The sequence below is a fragment of the Enterococcus sp. 5B3_DIV0040 genome, from assembly GCF_002140755.1.
GTDB classification, from domain to species: Bacteria; Bacillota; Bacilli; order Lactobacillales; family Enterococcaceae; genus Enterococcus_D; species Enterococcus_D casseliflavus.
Genome location: NZ_NGLC01000001.1, coordinates 354,482 through 372,953, shown reverse-complemented (window position 1 = coordinate 372,953; position 18,472 = coordinate 354,482). Strand labels below are relative to the sequence as shown.

Annotated in this window: 17 protein-coding genes and 1 other annotated feature (1 of these 18 only partly in view); of the genes, 3 read left to right on the top strand and 14 right to left on the bottom strand. The window is 41.5% G+C overall.

Features of this window, described 5'->3' with window-relative positions:
- Window positions 1–395: 395 nt before the first annotated feature.
- The 4 genes from A5883_RS01865 to A5883_RS01850 all read right to left on the bottom strand — a co-directional run bounded on the left by A5883_RS01865 (window position 396) and on the right by A5883_RS01850 (window position 4,359).
- Window positions 396–659, bottom strand: coding sequence for a type B 50S ribosomal protein L31 (locus A5883_RS01865; RefSeq protein ID WP_005233979.1), 264 nt, complete (start codon window positions 657–659; stop codon window positions 396–398).
- A gap of 99 nt (window positions 660–758) precedes the next feature.
- Window positions 759–2,054: a transcription termination factor Rho gene (gene rho, locus A5883_RS01860; protein WP_005228301.1), complete on the bottom strand. Its 1,296-nt coding sequence runs from the start codon at window positions 2,052–2,054 to the stop codon at window positions 759–761.
- A gap of 2 nt (window positions 2,055–2,056) precedes the next feature.
- Window positions 2,057–3,316: a UDP-N-acetylglucosamine 1-carboxyvinyltransferase gene (locus A5883_RS01855; RefSeq protein WP_086337895.1), complete on the bottom strand. Its 1,260-nt coding sequence runs from the start codon at window positions 3,314–3,316 to the stop codon at window positions 2,057–2,059.
- 173 nt (window positions 3,317–3,489) lie between these two features.
- Window positions 3,490–4,359, bottom strand: coding sequence for a class II fructose-bisphosphate aldolase (locus A5883_RS01850; RefSeq protein WP_005228297.1), 870 nt, complete (start codon window positions 4,357–4,359; stop codon window positions 3,490–3,492).
- 369 nt (window positions 4,360–4,728) lie between these two features.
- On the opposite strand from A5883_RS01850, the gene A5883_RS01840 reads away from it, so the two are divergent.
- On the top strand, window positions 4,729–5,184 hold the full coding sequence (locus tag A5883_RS01840) for a YehR family lipoprotein (protein WP_005233973.1): 456 nt from the start codon (window positions 4,729–4,731) through the stop codon (window positions 5,182–5,184).
- Between the two features lie 261 nt (window positions 5,185–5,445).
- On the opposite strand, the gene A5883_RS01835 is transcribed toward A5883_RS01840, so the two are convergent.
- From A5883_RS01835 to lacG, 5 genes are all read right to left on the bottom strand, one after another.
- Window positions 5,446–7,053, bottom strand: a complete 1,608-nt coding sequence (locus tag A5883_RS01835) for a CTP synthase (protein WP_005228290.1) — start codon at window positions 7,051–7,053, stop codon at window positions 5,446–5,448.
- Window positions 7,054–7,578: 525 nt separating this feature from the next.
- Window positions 7,579–9,210 carry a glycoside hydrolase family 53 protein gene (locus A5883_RS01830; RefSeq protein ID WP_086337894.1) on the bottom strand — a complete coding sequence of 544 codons (1,632 nt, stop codon included), beginning with the start codon at window positions 9,208–9,210 and terminating at the stop codon, window positions 7,579–7,581.
- A gap of 15 nt (window positions 9,211–9,225) precedes the next feature.
- Window positions 9,226–10,899: a PTS lactose transporter subunit IIBC gene (locus A5883_RS01825; protein WP_010749966.1), complete on the bottom strand. Its 1,674-nt coding sequence runs from the start codon at window positions 10,897–10,899 to the stop codon at window positions 9,226–9,228.
- Window positions 10,900–10,911: 12 nt separating this feature from the next.
- Complete coding sequence (locus A5883_RS01820) at window positions 10,912–11,229, bottom strand: PTS lactose/cellobiose transporter subunit IIA (protein WP_086337893.1); 318 nt, start codon at window positions 11,227–11,229, stop codon at window positions 10,912–10,914.
- 24 nt (window positions 11,230–11,253) lie between these two features.
- The gene (gene lacG / locus A5883_RS01815; protein ID WP_086337892.1) at window positions 11,254–12,654 is read right to left on the bottom strand and encodes a 6-phospho-beta-galactosidase; all 1,401 of its coding nucleotides are present in this window, start codon (window positions 12,652–12,654) and stop codon (window positions 11,254–11,256) included.
- A gap of 236 nt (window positions 12,655–12,890) precedes the next feature.
- Here lacG and A5883_RS01810 point away from each other — a divergent pair, with 236 nt between their 5' ends.
- Complete coding sequence (locus A5883_RS01810) at window positions 12,891–13,676, top strand: DeoR/GlpR family DNA-binding transcription regulator (RefSeq protein ID WP_010749969.1); 786 nt, start codon at window positions 12,891–12,893, stop codon at window positions 13,674–13,676.
- A 2-nt stretch (window positions 13,677–13,678) separates the two neighbouring features.
- Window positions 13,679–14,371, top strand: a complete 693-nt coding sequence (locus A5883_RS01805; RefSeq protein ID WP_010749970.1) for an HAD family hydrolase — start codon at window positions 13,679–13,681, stop codon at window positions 14,369–14,371.
- A gap of 71 nt (window positions 14,372–14,442) precedes the next feature.
- Here the strand turns inward: A5883_RS01805 and A5883_RS01800 are convergent, their stop codons facing one another.
- The 5 genes from A5883_RS01800 to A5883_RS01780 all read right to left on the bottom strand — a co-directional run bounded on the left by A5883_RS01800 (window position 14,443) and on the right by A5883_RS01780 (window position 18,310).
- A complete protein-coding gene (locus tag A5883_RS01800) occupies window positions 14,443–15,150 on the bottom strand; it encodes a zinc metallopeptidase (protein ID WP_005228270.1) in 708 nt (235 codons plus the stop codon).
- Window positions 15,151–15,244: 94 nt separating this feature from the next.
- Window positions 15,245–15,577: a zinc ribbon domain-containing protein YjdM gene (locus tag A5883_RS01795; RefSeq protein WP_010749972.1), complete on the bottom strand. Its 333-nt coding sequence runs from the start codon at window positions 15,575–15,577 to the stop codon at window positions 15,245–15,247.
- 183 nt (window positions 15,578–15,760) lie between these two features.
- The gene (locus tag A5883_RS01790) at window positions 15,761–16,420 is read right to left on the bottom strand and encodes a methionine ABC transporter permease (protein WP_010749973.1); all 660 of its coding nucleotides are present in this window, start codon (window positions 16,418–16,420) and stop codon (window positions 15,761–15,763) included.
- Window positions 16,413–17,438, bottom strand: a complete 1,026-nt coding sequence (locus tag A5883_RS01785) for a methionine ABC transporter ATP-binding protein (RefSeq protein WP_010749974.1) — start codon at window positions 17,436–17,438, stop codon at window positions 16,413–16,415. Before A5883_RS01785 ends, A5883_RS01790 begins: the two co-directional genes overlap by 8 nt.
- Before the next feature lie 14 nt (window positions 17,439–17,452).
- Window positions 17,453–18,310: a MetQ/NlpA family ABC transporter substrate-binding protein gene (locus A5883_RS01780; protein ID WP_010749975.1), complete on the bottom strand. Its 858-nt coding sequence runs from the start codon at window positions 18,308–18,310 to the stop codon at window positions 17,453–17,455.
- 50 nt (window positions 18,311–18,360) lie between these two features.
- Window positions 18,361–18,472: a binding site (T-box leader), on the bottom strand; it runs 123 nt beyond the window's last position.

Sequence of the window (18,472 nt, the reverse complement as noted above, 5' to 3'; positions counted from 1 at the left end):
CACTTGATTTCTTTAATTTTTCTCAACACTTTTGTATGAATAGTGAAAGTGTTGGATAAAGTGTGGCCGAATCCTTTTAGACTTAACGAATAGGAACAACGATTGAAGATTATAGGATTTTTATTGCTTCTACGAGCGATTTGCTCCTCTGGTAAAATAAAAAAACCTTTTTCTACTAGCAGCTTTTGTGTTCAAAATAGCGCTTTTGCAGATATGTTTGGTTTTCTACAAGAATTATTAGTTCTTTAATGGATCGATCAATAAAACCTTTAATTTTTAAGGGTCTTACTCCTACCTAAATTGAAAAGCTGCTTAACAGCAAAAAAAGAGCCTTCCTTTGATAAGGAAGGCTCTTAATAATGTTGCAACAACATTTATTTTGTTTTTGTCTAAAATTATTCTGCAGCGTTTGTGTCTTTGAGACCGTATTTTTTGTTGAAACGGTCCACACGTCCGTCTGCTTGTGTGAATTTTTGACGTCCAGTGTAGAATGGATGTGAATCAGAAGTTACTTCGACACGGATCAATGGATACGTGTTGCCGTCTTCCCACTCAACAGTTTCTTGAGAATTCTTTGTAGAACCTGATAAGAATTTGAAACCAGTAGTTGAGTCCATGAATACAACTGGATGATAATCTGGATGGATATCTTGTTTCATTTCTTCTTCTCTCCTTTGCCCTGGCTCATTTGCTTCACCAGAGTTGATTTGTCGATTTTACAACATGACTATCTTACCATGTTTGGTTTTTAGATGCAATTATCTTTTTATATTTCTTTTTTGCCGTTTGTCTCCGAAATGGACATCATGAAAAGCCGCTAAAAACTCTTCATTGTTCTTCGTTTTACGCAAGAATTGAATGAATTGTTCTGTGAACTCCAAGGAATCCCCCAACATGTTGTTGCGTAAGCGCCAGGTTTCTTCCAATTGCTCGCTGCTCATCAGCAATTCCTCTTTACGGGTACCAGATTTCTTGATGTCGATCGCAGGGAAGATCCGACGTTCTGCTAAGCTGCGAGAAAGCTGCAGCTCCATATTGCCGGTTCCTTTAAACTCTTCATAGATGACATCATCCATGCGGCTGCCGGTATCCACCAGTGCGGTGGCAAGAATCGTCAAACTGCCGCCTTCTTCAATATTGCGGGCAGCACCAAAGAATTTCTTCGGTTTGTACAAAGCAGCTGGATCGATCCCGCCGCTTAGTGTGCGTCCGCTTGGCGGTACCACTAAGTTGTAGGCTCTTGCCAAACGAGTGATACTATCCATCAAAATCACGACATCACGCTTGTCTTCCACCAAACGCATCGCCCGTTCTAGTACCAATTCAGAAACACGGGTATGATTGCTAGGCTGCAGGTCAAAGGTTGAAGAAACAACATCGCCTTTGACACTGCGTTCCAGATCAGTCACTTCTTCTGGGCGCTCGTCGATCAAAAGAACGATCAACTCCACCTCAGGATAGTTATCAGTGATCCCATTGGCAATTTCTTTCAAGATACTGGTTTTCCCAGCTTTAGGCGGAGCAACGATCAGTCCCCGTTGTCCAAAACCCACTGGCGACAGCATGTCGATCATCCGCGTAGAAAGGCGTCCTGACGTTGTTTCTAATTTTAAATGACGATTCGGATAAAGCGGCGTCAGCGCTGGAAAATGCGGACGCTCTTTGGCATCTTCTGGATCTTTACCATTAACAGACTCAACGTGCATCAATCCATAATAGCGCTCAGATTCCTTGGGCGGGCGCGCCTTACCGGCGACTTTATCACCATTACGCAAACTAAACCGACGAATCTGTGACGAAGAAATATAGATATCTTCTGCACTCGGTCCGTAGTTGATTGGGCGTAAAAAACCGTAGCCTTCTTGACCTACGATATCCAAGATTCCTTCCATATAAAAGAAGCCTTGTTTTTCCGCCTGCGCCCGTATCACAGCCAATGACAATTCTTTTTTATTCATCTGGCTGTAATAAGGAATTCGAAACTCTTTGGCAAAGGTGTAGATCTCTTTTAAGGTTTTGTTTTCCAACTCTGCCATCGTAAGATAATCGCTCATAATTACTCCTCTATCATTTGAATATCAGCTCCAAGAGCCGTTAGTTTTTCGATGATATGATCATAGCCGCGCAAAATATACTCGACATTAAAGACGCTGGTCGTGCCAGTCGCCATCAATCCGGCAATGACAAGACAAGCTCCTGCTCGCAAATCAGAAGCGACAACTTCTGCTCCGTGCAATTGGCTCGGTCCGCTAACAAAAATCATGTTGCCTTCTGTCGTTGCTTGTGCGCCCATCCGTGCTAATTCAGGAATATGGTTGACCCGTTTGGCGTAAATCGTGTCCATGATCTCCGACGTTCCGTTTGCTTTTAGCAATAATGGTGTGATCGGCTGTTGCAGGTCTGTGGCAAATCCTGGATAAGGATAGGTTTTCACAGTCGCTGGTTTCAAGTCTTTTGAGGGATGCACATAGATTTCATCTTCGCTGATATCCATTCGTACGCCAATTTCTTCCAATTTCGCAATGTAGCTTTCTAAATGCTCATAAATCACATTTTTGACAGTAACACCTTCCCCCGCTGCTGCGGCTAAAGAAAGGTAGGTTCCTGCTTCGATCCGGTCTGGAATGATGGAATGACGACAACCGTGCAATTCTTCCACGCCTTCGATACGAATTTCATTGGTACCTGCACCTCTGATTTTCGCTCCCATATTATTTAAAAGGGTCGCAACATCAATGATCTCAGGTTCTCGTGCGGCATTTTCAATGATCGTTTTGCCTTTCGCTTTTACTGCTGCCAGCATCACATTGATGGTTGCTCCGATGGAGACCATATCTAGGAAGATTCGTTCACCAGTCAAGCCTTCTTCTTCGGTACGCAAGTACATGGCACCATGTTCGTTGGTGACTTTTGCGCCAAGTGCTTCGAAGCCTTTAATATGCAAATCGATTGGTCGCGGGCCTAAGAAGCAGCCGCCAGGCAATCCAACGACGCCTTCACCAAACTTCGCCAACAATGCCCCCATGAAATAGTAAGAAGCTCGTAGACTGTTGATTTTTCCGTTAGGCATCGGGATCGAAACGATGTTTGTCGGATCGATCTCTAGCGTATTGTTTTCAAAATGGGTCTTCACACCCATGATTTCGATAATCTCAATTAATGAGTGCACATCTTGGATGTCAGGCACTCCTTCTAAAATGACCGGTGAATCAGCTAAGATCGCTGCCGGGATCAATGCGACTGCACTGTTTTTTGCGCCGCTAATGGTGACTTCACCTTTTAAGGGACGATTGCCGTTGATGACAATTTTTTTCATGGAATTCCACCTATACTCTTTTTTAATTTATGTGTATCATTCCAATTTTAGCACAGATCACTCAAAGAAAAAAGATGCAGGATATTTTTGATCCCCGCATCAAGAATATTTTCTTGGAAAACAAAAAAACTCTTAGAATCAGTGATTCTAAGAGTTTTGATCTTTGATTAAGATTAAGCTTTACCAGCTGAACCGAACCAGTCGATGTGTTCTTCTGCATCTTTAACGATTGCAGCAACACCTGGTGCTAATAATTTACGAGGGTCGAATCCTTTACCTTCTTTATCTTTGCCAGCTTCGATGTATTCACGAGTTGCTTTAGCAAATGATAATTGGAATTCAGTATTTACGTTTACTTTAGAAACACCCATTGAGATTGCTTTTTCGATTTGGTCTTGAGGAATACCAGAACCACCGTGTAATACTAATGGTACATCAGAACCTACTGCATCAGCGATTGCTTGTAAGTGGTCAAAAGCAAGGCCTTTCCAGTTTTCAGGGTATTGACCGTGAATGTTACCAATTCCGCAAGCTAGGTAATCAATACCAGTTGCAACCATTTGTTTACATTCTTCGATGTCAGCTAATTCGCCAGAACCGATGATTCCATCTTCTTCTCCGCCGATTGAACCAACTTCACACTCAACAGAAACGCCTTTTGCGTGTGCTTTTTCGACAACTTCTTTAGCCAATTTCAAGTTTTCTTCAAATGGTAAGTGAGAGCCATCAAACATAACAGAAGTGTAACCAACTTCGATACATTCCATTGCTGCATCATAATCACCGTGGTCTAAGTGGATTGCAACGGGAACAGTGATGTTCATTGAATCAACCAAGTTTGTAACGATGTCTTTAGCAACTTTGTATCCGCCCATATATTTGGCAGCACCCATTGAAGTTTGGATTAGAACTGGCGCTTTTTTCGCTTCAGCAGCTTTTAAAATCGCTTGTGTCCATTCTAAGTTGTTTGTGTTGAATCCGCCGACTGCATATCCGCCTTGACGAGCAGCTTTTAAGAATTCAGCTCCTGATACTACTGGCATAAAAAATTCCTCCTAAGTTTTGAAAAACTTTATTTGTTAAGCAATGCTTAACCGACAATGCTATTTTAGCAAAGATTTGCGGTATTTGCTACTAAAAAGAGGAATTTCTCTTTTCAAAAAAAGATTGCACAAATATAAAAATCCAGCATTTTCATCATCTTTTCTGAAAGTCTAGGATTCTGTAAGGTTTTGCTCTTCTGTCTGTGGTCGTTAGATAACAAATCGGCATGTGAAAATTCGAGAAAAATTTCACATATTTTTTCGTTATTTTATCATAATCTTCCAGCAAATCCTTTCTTCTTTCTCTTTTGAGCATAAGAATAGCCTTGTGAAAGCGGCTATATTATTATGTAAAAAAGGAGGGATAAAATGAAAAAAGCGCTTATTGGATTTTTGGCAGTCATCGGAGTTCTTTTCTTGGCAAGCTGTAGCTCGGGGGCTAAAGAAGAAACCAAAACATTCACAATGGATCAAAATGGGGTTTCGATGGAACTGGTCTTCACTTATGAAGGCGATAAAGTAAAAACTCAGACTGCGAACAATGTCATGCCTTATTCAGCGATCGGGGTAACGACTAAAGAAGAAGCACAAACCGTGCTTGATCCGATCGCAGAACAGTATCAGCAAGTCAAAGGGTTGGACTATTCCCTCGACTATACAGATAGTGAAGCGACTGAATCCTTGACCATCAATTATGATGAGTTGGATTATGATTCAGCGAAACAATTGCCTGGGGTTAGTTTCGAAGGAAACACCGAAAATGGGATCAGTATGGAACGTACAGAGGAAATGCTCTTAGATCAAGGGTATAAGCTAAAAGAATAATCCTCTCTAGTCACCAGCAAATCAACATGGGTTTCCCGCTGGCGGATTTCATTCGAACTGCTAGCGAAAAATAATGCATCAGCCAGAAACTTCCGGTCGTTTTGACGGAAGTTTTTTGTGTGCAGAAACAGATGATTTCCACCAGCGCTCACGCAAGTTTCAACCTTTTACGGATTATTGGGATGGCGCAACTCAAAAAAACTCCCCATCTTGAGATGAGGAGTTTCGCACATTCATTCCTTGGTTTGCCGCTAGCGATTATTATGCTTGGCGGTTGTCTAATGAAGCTCCAACAAATGCTTTGATCAAGCGTTGTGGGCGAGTTGGACGAGAAATCAATTCTGGGTGGAATTGGCAACCCACGAAGAATTTGTTTTCTGGGATCTCAACGATCTCAACCAAACGATTGTCTGGTGACACACCTGAGAAAACCATCCCGTTTGCTTCAAAGATTTCACGGTATTTGTTGTTGAATTCATAACGATGACGGTGACGTTCTTGAACAACTTCTTCTCCGTCATAAGCTGCAGCTGTTTTGGTGCCTTTCTTCACTTTACATGGGTACAAGCCTAAGCGCAATGTCCCACCTAAGTTTTCGATGTTTTCTTGGTCAGCCATCAAATCAATGATGTTGTTGGCTGTTTCAGGATCGGTTTCTGCGGAATTGGCATTTTCCAAGCCAACGACATTGCGGGCATATTCCACACAAGCCATTTGCATCCCTAGACAAATCCCTAAGAATGGCACATCATTTTCCCGAGCATATCGGATCGCTTCGATTTTTCCTTCAATCCCGCGATCACCGAATCCACCAGGAACAAGAATACCGTCTACTTCACCTAAGTAAGAATCCACGTTTTCTCGTGTGATTTCTTGGGCTTTGATCCAATCGATCTCGATGTCTGCATCAAAGGCAAAACCAGAATGTTTCAAGGCTTCGACAACTGATAGATAAGCATCTGGCAATTCCACGTATTTTCCGACTAATGCGATACGTACTTTTTTCTTCAAATTCAGTACCTTTTCTTCCAATGCTTGCCATTCAGTCATGTCAGCAGCTGGTGCAGTCAGTTTCAAATGATCACACACGATTTGATCCATGCCTTGCGCTTGCAGTGCCAATGGAATCGAATAAAGGGTCTCAACGTCACGAGATTCGATCACGGCTTCTGGTGCCACGTCACAGAATTGGGCCAATTTGTTTTTCGTTGATTGTCCTACGGGTTGTTCTGTACGAACGACCAAGATATTTGGTTGAATCCCTAAGCCGCGCAGTTCCTTCACACTGTGTTGGGTCGGTTTGGTTTTCATTTCGCCCGCTGCTTTCAAATAAGGAATCAGCGTGGTGTGGATGTACATCACATTGTCTGAACCTACGTCTGCTTTCATTTGACGCAAAGCTTCTAGAAATGGCAATGATTCAATATCCCCTACTGTACCGCCGACTTCTGTAATGATCACATCTGAATCAGTCATTTTGGCTGCCCGCATGATTTTTTCTTTGATCTCATTGGTGATATGCGGGATCACTTGAACAGTCGCGCCTAAGTATTCTCCTTTACGCTCTTTCCGCAAAACTTCTGAATAGATTTTTCCAGTTGTTACATTTGAGTATTTGTTCAAATTGATATCGATAAAGCGTTCATAGTGACCTAAGTCTAAGTCGGTCTCTGCTCCATCATCGGTTACGAATACTTCACCATGTTGGTATGGGCTCATCGTTCCTGGATCGACGTTGATGTACGGATCGAATTTTTGAATCGTTACTTTCAAGCCGCGATTTTTCAACAGACGTCCTAATGATGCTGCTACGATCCCTTTACCAATAGAAGAAACCACACCGCCGGTTACAAAAATATATTTTGTCATAAACTGAAAAACTCCTTTAATCTATTTTACAGGAAAAGCATTTAGAAAATAATAAAAGCTCCCTATCCATAAATGAATAGGGAGCGAAAATTCTAAATCACTTTCTGACTCTTGTAAAGAGTGCCCAAACAGAATGATACATTCTCACCTAGCAAATGTCAAGAAAACTTTATCTGTTTTTTTCAGAAAAAAACGAGGTTTCCAGACAAAGCGCTTTACTTATCGATACAGCTGGTTCCTTCTTTTTCACGACTAAGTTCTATGGTTATTCTTTCTTAAGCAACCTTCATGTTTTCTACACAACTTTTTGCAAATTTTTCATTGCTTCTTACGAAATCGTTGAACTCTCTTTGGCATAATACAAAGTGTAGATGAAGTCTGGCGCTTTACTCGTTTTGGTAAAAATGATCGGAACGTATTTCTGGTTATTTTTGGCAAAGACGAGGTGCAGGTTCGATTCCTGCCTTCTACGCTAGTGATGCGGTTGAAAGGGAGCTCTGAGGATCAATCGCAGCAATCCTTAGACTATTGTTTCACCAACGAAACAAAATCAACGTTCGTCCAAGCATTTGCTGAAGCCTTGCTATAAACCCCGATTTCACAAACACCTGTTGTAATTGGAATGTCTTTGATTGTAATTTTTGTCCATTCACTGGTTTTATCAACCGCAGTATTTAGTTCCGCTCCACCATAATTTTTGATATATAACTGATTGGTATCAAACTCTCCCCCAGACATTACGTAGGCACTCAATGTGTAAGTTCCATCGCTGATGCCACTAATATTTTGATAAGCTGATGCCTCGTAAGCTTGGTCCTTCCAAAAAGTTAATTTGTAGTCTCCAAAAAAAGTCCCTGCTTCCGTTTTGATCGTACCTTCAGCTGTTCCTTGTTGAAACCACGTTTGCCAATCAGAAGGACTGGTCGTTGGTCCATCGCTCTCGAAACTTGCATTTTTAACCAGATTTGTTTGCGTCCCTGCTTGTTTAAACGCACGCAAGCTTGGCAAGGCGTTTCCAGCAAAATCAAACATCGCCTGGTTGTCCCATTCGTTTCCCATAGTGGATTGAACACCGAGATAATTCATACCTGCTTGTGTTGCCCAACTCACGTTTCCGTTGTACCAAAGAGGTTCCCAGTAAAAGAAGCCCGCCCCGCGATCATTCGGCACCGCTTGAATACGATCGGCTAGATCCAGCAAATACTCTGCTTGTCCTGACGGCGTTGGTTCATATCCCCCCGCCGCTGCTTCGGCTTCGCCAAAGGCATTTGGCATAGTATCTGCATTCGCTGTTGTATGCCCATAAGCTGTTTCAACTACGATCACTTCTTTGCCATACCGTTGACTGATCGTATTCATATTGGTTTGAAGTTCATTCATTGAACCGTGCCAATACGGATAATACGATACTCCAATTAAATCAAATGACACACCCCGACTGGTGATTTCATCAAACCACCAAGTAAATGCTCCTGTATCGCCACCATCAGCTAAGTGGAGCATTACTGGAGTTGTTTTAGGTTGAGTGTCTCGAACAGCTTGGACACCAGACTTCAAAAAAGTAGCCAATCGATCAAACTCTCCCCCGTCTTCTCCCCAAGACTTGCCATAAGGCCAGAGCATGCCACTATTCAGTTCATTGCCGATCTGAACCATATCAGGATAAACGTCTAGCTGCTTCATTTCCGACAGAACGTTCTTTGTATAGTCATACAATGCCGTATTCATTTCTTCAAAGGTCAGATCTTGCCACACTTTAGGAACATTCTGTTTCCCAGGATCAACCCAAAAATCACTGTAATGGAAATCTAGCAACACGTTGAGTCCAAGACTTTTTGCTCGTTTTGCAAGGGCAATCGTCGTTTCCAGATCATTTGTCCCTGCCCCATAACTTTCTCCGTTACTATTATAAGGATCCTGCCACAAACGCAGTCGAACATAGTTGACACCATTATTTTTTAGAATCTCTAAGGCATCTTTTGAAATACCATCTTCATAATATTTTGCACCAGATTTTTCCATATCTGACAAGATTGAAATATCTGCTCCGCGAATAAACTCGCTGGCAGATGCTTCAACTGTTTTTGAAACAGCCCCCAAAGTCCCTATCACAGCTGCAAATAAAGCGACTTTACGCAACCAAGCTCCCTTTTTCATTCATTTGCTCCTCCTTTATTGAAATTGGCTCAGAATAAATTGAACGGCTTTTTCAGGATCTCTCGTTAATCCGATATATTCTGCTCCTTTTGTCGCAACCAGCTTGATTCCTAAGCGATCGGTATCTTCTTTGATATCATCATAGTAAGAATTGACTTGCGGTGCTAAGACCACCATATCAAAATCCTTCAGCATTTCGTAATGAGAACCATAAGCACCCGCCATTGCACTGATCGGTGCTTTCGATTCAGATGCACCTTCTTTTAAAGCATTAGCTAACATCGCACTTGTCCCTGCTCCAGCACAAAGCACCAACACATTGATTTCTTTATTTGTATCGCTGATAATTTGTCTCGCTGCCACAGGTACTTCCTCACGTATAGCAGCAGAAGCACCTTCTTCGGTTGCGATCACTTCCGCTTTTTGTGCTTCTTGCTCTACTAAAACAGCATCGTATGCTTTACAAAATGGTAGATAGATCAGGAAGTCAACGACGATTAGAACCGCTGCTAAAACAAAGGCTAACACCCCCATGCCTGTTCCTAGAACCAAACCGATCGGTGCCGGAGTTGCCCAAGGTAAAACGTACATAAAACTGTTCATGCCTAGCACATCGACAAAAAACTTAAACAAGCAAACGTTTACAACTGGTGTTAACAAAAACGGAATGAAAAAATAAGGATTCAAAATCATGGGTGCTGCAAACAACAATGGTTCATTGACAGCAAAACTTACTGGAATAAAGGAAGCTTTCCCGACTGCCTTCAATTGTTTAGACTTAGCAAAGAGTAAGAAGATAAAAGGAACGACCAATGTGGCCCCAGTTCCTCCCATAGTTCCTACAAAATTTCCTAAACCGACTGTCAGTACTTTTGAAGCTTGCTCACCGGAATTGAACAATTGCAGATTGGTTTCCACATTGGCATAGATAATTGCTGCAATTGCTGGTTCCACGATCGACGGTCCATGAACACCGACAAACCAAAATAGCGCCATCGCTCCCCAGATAATAGCGATTCCTAAATAACCGTCGGCTGCTGTGAATAATGGCTGCAGCACAGTAATGATTGCTTCTGCAAATGAGATTTGGAAAATTTGCCGAATACCTAAATCAATTAAAACGGCCGCAAATACTGAAAAAGAGAAAGGAAAAATATCTCGGAAGGTTTGCGAAATCGTACCAGGAACTTCTTTAGGCATCTTAATGGTAATATCTTTCAGCACACAAAACTTATATAAATTAACTGTTAAAAATGCAGCGACAAAGGACGCCAAAAGCCCCTTTGTCCCCATGTATTCCGTTGAAAATCCGCCTTCGATTGGAGAGACGCTTAACAACAGGAAACTTACCACAGAAGCCAGCATCACAGAAGTCGTGTTGATTACTTTGTTTTTCGGTAAGCGGCGATTCATCGAATCAGCCAAGCAGCGAGCAGTGGTTGCTGAAACAAGTAACCCTACAACCCCCATCGAATAATTATAGACTTTCCACAACCAAGTGGAGACAGCTTCAGGCCATTGGTAACCAAAAATCTCAGGAACCGCAGCAATCAAAATGAATATGCTTGAGAATAAAATAGCCGGCATCGCTGTTAAAAATCCGTCACGAACGGCTCCCAGATAACTATTGCGTGAGATTTTTTCAAAAAACGGTTTCCCTTTTTCGATTTGTTTAATGATTCCATCCATAGCGTTCTTCTCCTATCCTTGATTCTGCTTGTACAGTGCAATAAAGTCTTGAATCAGATCTCTCAGCAACAAAGTGGTCATTAAATGATCCTGTCCATGGATAAAAATGAATCCCATCTCCATCTCTTTTCCCGATGCTTCTTCCGCTAAAATTTTCGTTTGCGAATTGTGTGCAAGGGTTAAATTTTCGTCGACTTCTTTCAGTGCTGAATCAACATGCTCAAAGTTCCCTTGTCTTACTTCTTTCAATAATTTCAATAATGTACTGCGAGCGTCCCCTGAATAAGCAACGATCTCAAAACCAAGCATTTGTAATTCCTCTTTATTCATCTTTTCTTCCTCCATTATTACTTATTAAATAATCGTTTTGGTTTCACTAACTAATTTGTACCAGTATGCTGACTCTTTCGGGTAACGCTTCTGGGTTTCAAAATCAACATAAAACAAGCCATACCTTTTGTTATACCCATTTGTCCATGAGAAAAGATCCATAAGCGACCACAAAAAATATCCCTTCACATTTACCCCAGCTGTTATCGCCTTGCTTAAGGATTCCAAATAGACTCTCAAATAGTCGATTCTCGGCTGATCCATAATGATGCCATCTTCAAACTGGTCTTTATACCCCATGCCGTTTTCAGTGATATAGATTTTGTTGTAATGCGGGTAATCGCTTTTAATTCGCAACAACAAGTCATAAAGCCCTTCTGGATAAATCAGCCAGTCCCAATCTGTTCGAGGAATTCCTTCTTTATAAATGCGTTCTCCGATCCCCTTCACTTTATAAACAGAGGTCCCTTTTTCACCCGTGCCATTATGATGGATCGCGTTTTCTCCATCGTAAGCTTTGACAAAATGGCATTGGTAGTGATTGATCCCTAAATAGTCATTACGCGTGGAGGCTTTTTTCAATTCGACAAAATCTTCTTCAGGAAAATGATAGCTGGCTTGATTTGCTTCACATATCTCATCAAGAGCAGTCAAGGTTTCAGTTGAATAATAGCCTAAATAAGTAGCATCTAATAAGAAGCGGATCGACAATGCATCGTCTAAAAAGGCTGCATGCTTATCTTCTGGAGCATCTGTTGCCGCATATTTCGTCTCCAATGAGTGAACGACACCGATTTCGCCTGGAAGTTCGTTTTCTTTGAAATAGTTCACTACACGTGCATGGGCAACCATCATATTATGAAGACAGGCGATGATTTTTGTAAAATCATATTTGATTCCTGGCGGGAAAACGCCTAACAAATATTGATTGGTCGCAACAGGATAGATTTCATTAAAGGTACTCCACACTTTCACTTCTTTGAATTCATGAAAACAAAAAATGGCATAGGAAACGAATGCTTCTATTGTTTCTCGATTCAAAAAATCTCGCTGGTCAAACAAACGTTTAGGGGTATCAAAATGATGCAATGTCACAAACGGCGTTACGTTTCTTTTCGCACATTCTTCGAACACACGATGATAAAAAGCGATTCCTTCTGGGTTCGGTTCCCCATCACCATCAGGAAAAATTCGACTCCATGCAATGGATAATCTTAGCCCATTCACACCAAATCGTTCACACAATTCAATATCCTTTGCATATTGATGATAAAAATCACTTGCCGGATCGGGACTGAATCTACCCTGTTCCTCTAAAAAATCATCCCAAGCAACAGCGCCTTTGCCGCCTTCCTTAGTGGCTCCTTCAACCTGATAGGCTGCTGTGGCTCCACCAAAAATAAAATCTTCTGGTAATTTAAGCATGTACATCTCTCCTCAAATCTATAATCAGTTTCCACACTTTCTAACTGATTGAATTGTAATCGCATCCAAAACATTTGTCAACAAAAACAAACATAAATAATCACAAAAATCGAAAAAAATGATAAAAACCATTGAAATAAACATGTATCACGCAAATAATTGTTTGTTTTTGTTTGAAACAGATTGACTGTTATCCGATTATATGGTAGATTATCCTTAAATTAGAGGTGAAGACGATGCTGAAAAAAGAAAGATTGTTTACTATCGTAGAAATGGTCAATAAAAAAGGAATCCTTACCGTTAATGAAATCATCAATCAATTAGATGTTTCTGATATGACCGTTCGCAGAGATTTAGATGAATTAGAAAAATCGGGCAAGCTGCTACGTGTCCATGGAGGGGCGCAAAGTCTTTCCTACACTTTAGATCAAGAACTTTCTCACACCGAAAAAGCCACTCTGCAGATTCAAGAAAAAAAAGAAATTGCTGCCGCAGCAGCCTCCTCAATTCAAGAAGGCGAAACAATTTTTTTAGGACCAGGTACAACAATCGAACTTTTGGCGACCCATTTACTGAACAAGAAAATTCGGATTATTACAAACAATTACCCGGTTTTTGATATTCTTGCGCAAGCAGATGGACCAGAAATTTTACTAATTGGTGGTGATTTCCGTAAAAATACCGGCGCATTTGTGGGACCAATCACCAACGACAATTTAAGAAGACTAAAGTTTACAAAAGCATTTATCAGTTCAAATGGCGTTCACAACGAAGCAATTTCTACTTACAGTACAGAAGAAGGAGAAGCGCAGCAGATCGCATTAAATAATTCTCGCAAGAAATATCTGCTCGTTGATAACAAAAAGTTCAATCGCGATGATTTTTATGTGTTTTATAATTTACATGATTTCGATTTACTCATTACGGATCGCCAGATCTCGCGAGAGGTTCAAGAGCACTATGCACAATATGTCGATCTGCAAATTGCTGATTCAACCGAAAATACCACTATAGGAGCGTAACTATGAAAGGGATTATTTTTGATTTCAACGGAACAATGTTTTTGGACTCTCATCTACATGAAGCTGCTTGGCTGCACATGATTCATGATCATACAAAAGATGGTTTATCAGATGAGGATATTTTAAAAAATATCCATGGTCGAACGAATACGGAGATTTTAAAACATTTCATTTCAGAACATTTGACCGCCTCTGAGATCGCCGTATTGTCAGAAGAAAAAGAAAGCTATTATCGTATGCTTTGCTTGCAAAATAAGAACGATCTCCAATTGACAAAGGGGCTTGAAGCGACTCTTGATCAGCTGACTGACCAGCAGATTCCATTAACGATCGCCACCGCTACTGTTAAAGAGAATGTTGCTTTTTATTTTGATACTTTCGATTTAGCTCGCTGGTTTGATTGGGATAAGATCGTCTATGACGATGGCTCTTTTCCTGGAAAACCGCAACCGGATATTTTTCTTAAAGCGGCTGGCAAATTGGGCTTAGCTCCTGCAGATTGTCTTGTTATCGAAGATGCTTATTCAGGTTTGCTTGCTGCCAAGCGTGCTGGGATTGGAACAATTATCGCAATTGATCCATTCGGTAAGAATAAATCAGTATTTGAACAGGCACAGCTAAATAAAGATGGAACCATCAAAGATTTTACTGATTTTTGGACAGAGCACCTGTCAAAAGTTTTCGTTAAATCATAATATTCCATACAAAAAGCGGCTCAACCAAGAAATCTTGATTGAGCCACTTTGTTATTATTTGTTTCCATTTTCTAATTCCGACGGTTGTTATTACCGAATAAAATAATCAAACGTAAGAGCTGCAATAAGGTTGCTACGGCAGCTGCGACATACGTCAACGCTGCGGCAAAGAGCACTCTTCTTGCTTGTGGTACTTCATCTTCTGTTAACAAGCCACCATCTGCCAAAATACGGATCGCCCGTTTTGAGGCATCGAACTCGACTGGCAAGGTCACTAATTGGAAAATAAACGCCAATGAGAAAGCCAACAAGCCTAAGTTGATCAGAAACGATCCTCGTAATAGGACCCCAATCAAAATCAATGGGATCGAGATGCTGGTTCCGATATTAGCGATCGGTACGATCGCATGACGCAAACGCAAAGGAAAATAACCTTTGGCATCTTGGACTGCGTGTCCACACTCATGGGCCGCAACACCGATTGCTGCTACCGAAGTTGATTGTGCAGTGGATTGCGATAAACTCAGCATTTTGTTGCCAGAATTGTAATTATCCGTCAAATCACCAGCGATCGCTTGCACACCCACATTATTGATTCCTTGGCTTTGCAAGATGTACTGCGCCGCTTTTGTGCCGGTAATATTATTTTTACTTCTGACTTTGTCATATTTGTTAAAGGTACTTTTGACGTACGCTGACGCTGCTAGCGAAATCACCATACCGATAATTACAAGAATGAAAGTCGGGTCATAAAAAAAGCCGAACCCGTATCCGCCCATACCATACACGATAAAATTCCCCCTTTTAATCTTTGACCTTATTTTACCATTAAAGTGGTGAAAAAATTATGAAGATGACTGGAAGATTTTGTTTTTAACCTTTTTTTACAAATTCTGATTTTAGTTTCATTGCGCCGAAGCCATCGATCTTGCAATCAATGTTGTGGTCGCCTTCGACTAATTTGATGTTTTTCACTTTCGTTCCTTGTTTGATGGCGCCAGATGCGCCTTTGACTTTCAAGTCTTTGATGACCGTTACTGTATCGCCATCGACTAAAATATTGCCGTTGGCATCTTTATATACGGGTGCTTCTTCCATCGCTTGTTGCTCTTGCCATTCGTTTCCGCATTCAGGACAAACAAACAGCCCACGGTCTTCATAAGCGTATTCAGATTGGCAATTTGGACAGTTAGGAATTTGAGTCATAGTGTTGCTCCTTTAAAATATAATTTTCGCTGTAAAAAAACAACTCACCATCAGCATACCGAAAAACCATTAGAGGTGCAACCAAAAATCAGTGACCTGTAAGTAAAAAAAATCGCTTCTGTAGAGTAATAACAGAAGCGATAACTCAAGTGTATTCGAAAAGGAACTACAAAGCGTTGGATATTATTTTGAGAAATGATTCGCACAAGCATCGCCGACCCACTGGATGATTTGTACCAGAAGAATCAGCAGGAGAATCACCACAATCAAAATCGCCGTTTCATAGCGATAATAACCATACTGAATTGCTAAATCGCCAATGCCGCCTGCGCCAATTGTTCCCACCATCGCTGAGTAGCCTAAAAGACTGATCAAAGTTAGCACAAATCCACGAATCAAAGCTGGCAGACTTTCTGGTAAAATCACTTCGCGAACGATCTGTCCCGTCGATGCTCCAGAAGCGACGCTGGCTTCAAGGACGCCATAGTCGATTTCGGCAAATGCGGATTCAGCGATTCGGGCGTAAAAAGGAATCGCGGCAATCGATAAAGCAATCGCACCACCCGCTGGGGTATAAGGATCACCGATCAGCATCGCTGATAACGGAATCAGCGTAATCAATAAGATCAAAAATGGCAGCGAACGGATTGCATTGACGACAAAATCGGCCAGATGATGCAAGAAAATATTTTTATGAAAAAGGTTACTGCCGACTAAAAACAGGACTAATCCAATTAATAAGCCGAAAACTACTCCTATAATTGCTGAGGTCCCCACCATAAAGAATGTTTCCCATAGTGCTTGAGGCAGGTTTGTTTTTAAAATCTCAATCGTTTCAGCCATTCTTCTCACCTATCTTTCTTAGAGAAAAGACGTTCGCAGCTAAGTGTTCTTGGGCTTTTGCTGCTTCTTCGGCAGGTCCCGTCAAATAGATATACAAAATACCGATCACATCTTTTTTGATATACTCAATTTTCCCATGGATGATATTGATCGACACATCGTAGGCTTTCGCTACAGTCGAAATCAGCGGTTCTAACGTATACTCACCTTGGTAGCGCAATTCCAGCAAGTCGCCTTGCGTGAAAGATGCTAGAATCTCTTCAGGAAGCGTCAGATCCAAGTAGCGGCCTACCAGTTTTTTCGTAATAGGCTGTTTAGGCTGACTGAACAAGCCATAGGTCGTTTGTTCTTCAACGATGCGCCCCTTTTCCATCACTGCCACCCGATCAAAAAACTTACGGGCAACATCCAATTCATGAGTGATAAAGACGATGGTGATGCCTGTCTGTTCCTTGATTCGGATCAATAATTTCAAAATTTCTTCAGTCGTTTCAACATCTAACGCACTGGTAGCTTCGTCACACAACAAAATCTCAGGTTCGTTGGCAATCGCTCGTGCAATGCCGATTCGTTGCTTTTCTCCCCCAGACAAATTATTCGGATACTCGTGAATTTTGTGAGGCAGATCCACCATTTCCAACAGTTCCTTGATCCTCGCTTCTTGCTGATCTTTCGGATAATCACCAGCGCGCAAAGCAAAGGCTAAATTTTCCTTGATGGTTCGATTATGGATCAGATTGAAATGCTGAAAGATCATCCCGATTTTTTGTCGTACTTCACGCAAGTGTTTGCCTTTGGCTTGCGTGATGTCTTGACCATCAATCAGAATTTGACCGCTAGAGGGCACCTGCAGTAGATTCAACGTACGAACCAAGGTACTTTTCCCAGCCCCGCTCAATCCGACGATCCCGTATACTTCTCCAGCTTGAACGGAAAAATCAACGGAATCCACTGCTTTTTTGATTTGTTTTTTATGAGTGAATGTCACTGATACTTGTTTTACTTCTATTTTTGCCATAAGATATGCCCTTCTTACTCAGTCCAAAATTTCGGTTGATCAAAGTTGCTGAACGGTGATTCGGCAATCGCTTCTTTAAATGCATCACTTTCTAATACTTCCGTAACTGCCTTAGCAAAATCACTGTCTTCTTCTTCGGTGGACACCACAAAGACATTTTTATATTCTTCTTTCAACGACTCCAACGCCAAAGCATCTGCAGGATCAAGAGAAGCTGCCCAAGCGAAGTTTCCTGGTACTAAAGCTAAATCGACTGTATCTAACGAACGAGCCAATTGGGCTGCGTCTAATTCTTTAAATGTCAGATTCTTCGGATTTTCTTCGATATCATTCACCGTTGCCTTCGTTTCGTCGATATTGTCTGCGATGGTGATCAACTCATTGGCAGCTAACAGTTGCAAGGTCCGAGCTAAATTTGAGGCATCATTGGCAATCGAAACAGTCGCCCCGTCTGCTAACTCATCCAAGCTGGACAGTTGCTTCGAATAGATGCCCATTCCCAATGTTGGCACTTTTTGTAATGCCGTAAGAGATAACTGGTTATCTGCCGAAAATTTTTCTAGATAGGCCGTATGCTGAAACAAATTGGCATCGATTTGGCCATTCGCCAAGGCATTGTTCGGCTGAATATAATCATTAAACACTTTGGTCGTTAGTTGATACCCTTTTTCTTCCAGTAATGGAGAGATCATCTCTGTCACCATATCGCCATATGGTCCTGGTGCCACTCCAACGACTTTTTCTTCCACTGCATCTACACTGTTTTCAGCAGACTGTGTATCCTCTGTGCTGCTAGTATTGCCACAAGCTGCCAATGTAATTAAGACAGCAGCAGCAACTAACCCAACGATTCCCTTTTTCAACTGTTTCATTTTTTAGTTCCCCCTTTTTATAATAAAAAAACGTCCTTTCTCCATCATAGAGAAAGGACGAAACAACCATGTTCGTGGTACCACCTTTAATTCATTGGCACAAGCTGCCAACCTTATCAGTTTATCAACTGCTTTGCTGTAACGGGCAATCCCGCTGCACGC

What these genes read in the sequence shown, in the direction of transcription:
- A5883_RS01825 (WP_010749966.1), bottom strand. Translation starts at nt 10,899, where the DNA reads ATGGATGGAATCATTAAACAAATCGAAAAAGGGAAACCGTTTTTTGAA.
- A5883_RS01790 (WP_010749973.1), bottom strand. Translation starts at nt 16,420, where the DNA reads ATGGCTGAAACGATTGAGATTTTAAAAACAAACCTGCCTCAAGCACTA.
- A5883_RS01810 (WP_010749969.1), top strand. Translation starts at nt 12,891, where the DNA reads ATGCTGAAAAAAGAAAGATTGTTTACTATCGTAGAAATGGTCAATAAA.
- A5883_RS01835 (WP_005228290.1), bottom strand. Translation starts at nt 7,053, where the DNA reads ATGACAAAATATATTTTTGTAACCGGCGGTGTGGTTTCTTCTATTGGT.
- A5883_RS01795 (WP_010749972.1), bottom strand. Translation starts at nt 15,577, where the DNA reads ATGACTCAAATTCCTAACTGTCCAAATTGCCAATCTGAATACGCTTAT.
- A5883_RS01805 (WP_010749970.1), top strand. Translation starts at nt 13,679, where the DNA reads ATGAAAGGGATTATTTTTGATTTCAACGGAACAATGTTTTTGGACTCT.
- A5883_RS01865 (WP_005233979.1), bottom strand. Translation starts at nt 659, where the DNA reads ATGAAACAAGATATCCATCCAGATTATCATCCAGTTGTATTCATGGAC.
- A5883_RS01850 (WP_005228297.1), bottom strand. Translation starts at nt 4,359, where the DNA reads ATGCCAGTAGTATCAGGAGCTGAATTCTTAAAAGCTGCTCGTCAAGGC.
- A5883_RS01780 (WP_010749975.1), bottom strand. Translation starts at nt 18,310, where the DNA reads ATGAAACAGTTGAAAAAGGGAATCGTTGGGTTAGTTGCTGCTGCTGTC.
- A5883_RS01840 (WP_005233973.1), top strand. Translation starts at nt 4,729, where the DNA reads ATGAAAAAAGCGCTTATTGGATTTTTGGCAGTCATCGGAGTTCTTTTC.
- A5883_RS01855 (WP_086337895.1), bottom strand. Translation starts at nt 3,316, where the DNA reads ATGAAAAAAATTGTCATCAACGGCAATCGTCCCTTAAAAGGTGAAGTC.
- A5883_RS01830 (WP_086337894.1), bottom strand. Translation starts at nt 9,210, where the DNA reads ATGAAAAAGGGAGCTTGGTTGCGTAAAGTCGCTTTATTTGCAGCTGTG.
- A5883_RS01785 (WP_010749974.1), bottom strand. Translation starts at nt 17,438, where the DNA reads ATGGCAAAAATAGAAGTAAAACAAGTATCAGTGACATTCACTCATAAA.
- lacG (WP_086337892.1), bottom strand. Translation starts at nt 12,654, where the DNA reads ATGCTTAAATTACCAGAAGATTTTATTTTTGGTGGAGCCACAGCAGCC.
- A5883_RS01820 (WP_086337893.1), bottom strand. Translation starts at nt 11,229, where the DNA reads ATGAATAAAGAGGAATTACAAATGCTTGGTTTTGAGATCGTTGCTTAT.
- rho (WP_005228301.1), bottom strand. Translation starts at nt 2,054, where the DNA reads ATGAGCGATTATCTTACGATGGCAGAGTTGGAAAACAAAACCTTAAAA.
- A5883_RS01800 (WP_005228270.1), bottom strand. Translation starts at nt 15,150, where the DNA reads ATGGGCGGATACGGGTTCGGCTTTTTTTATGACCCGACTTTCATTCTT.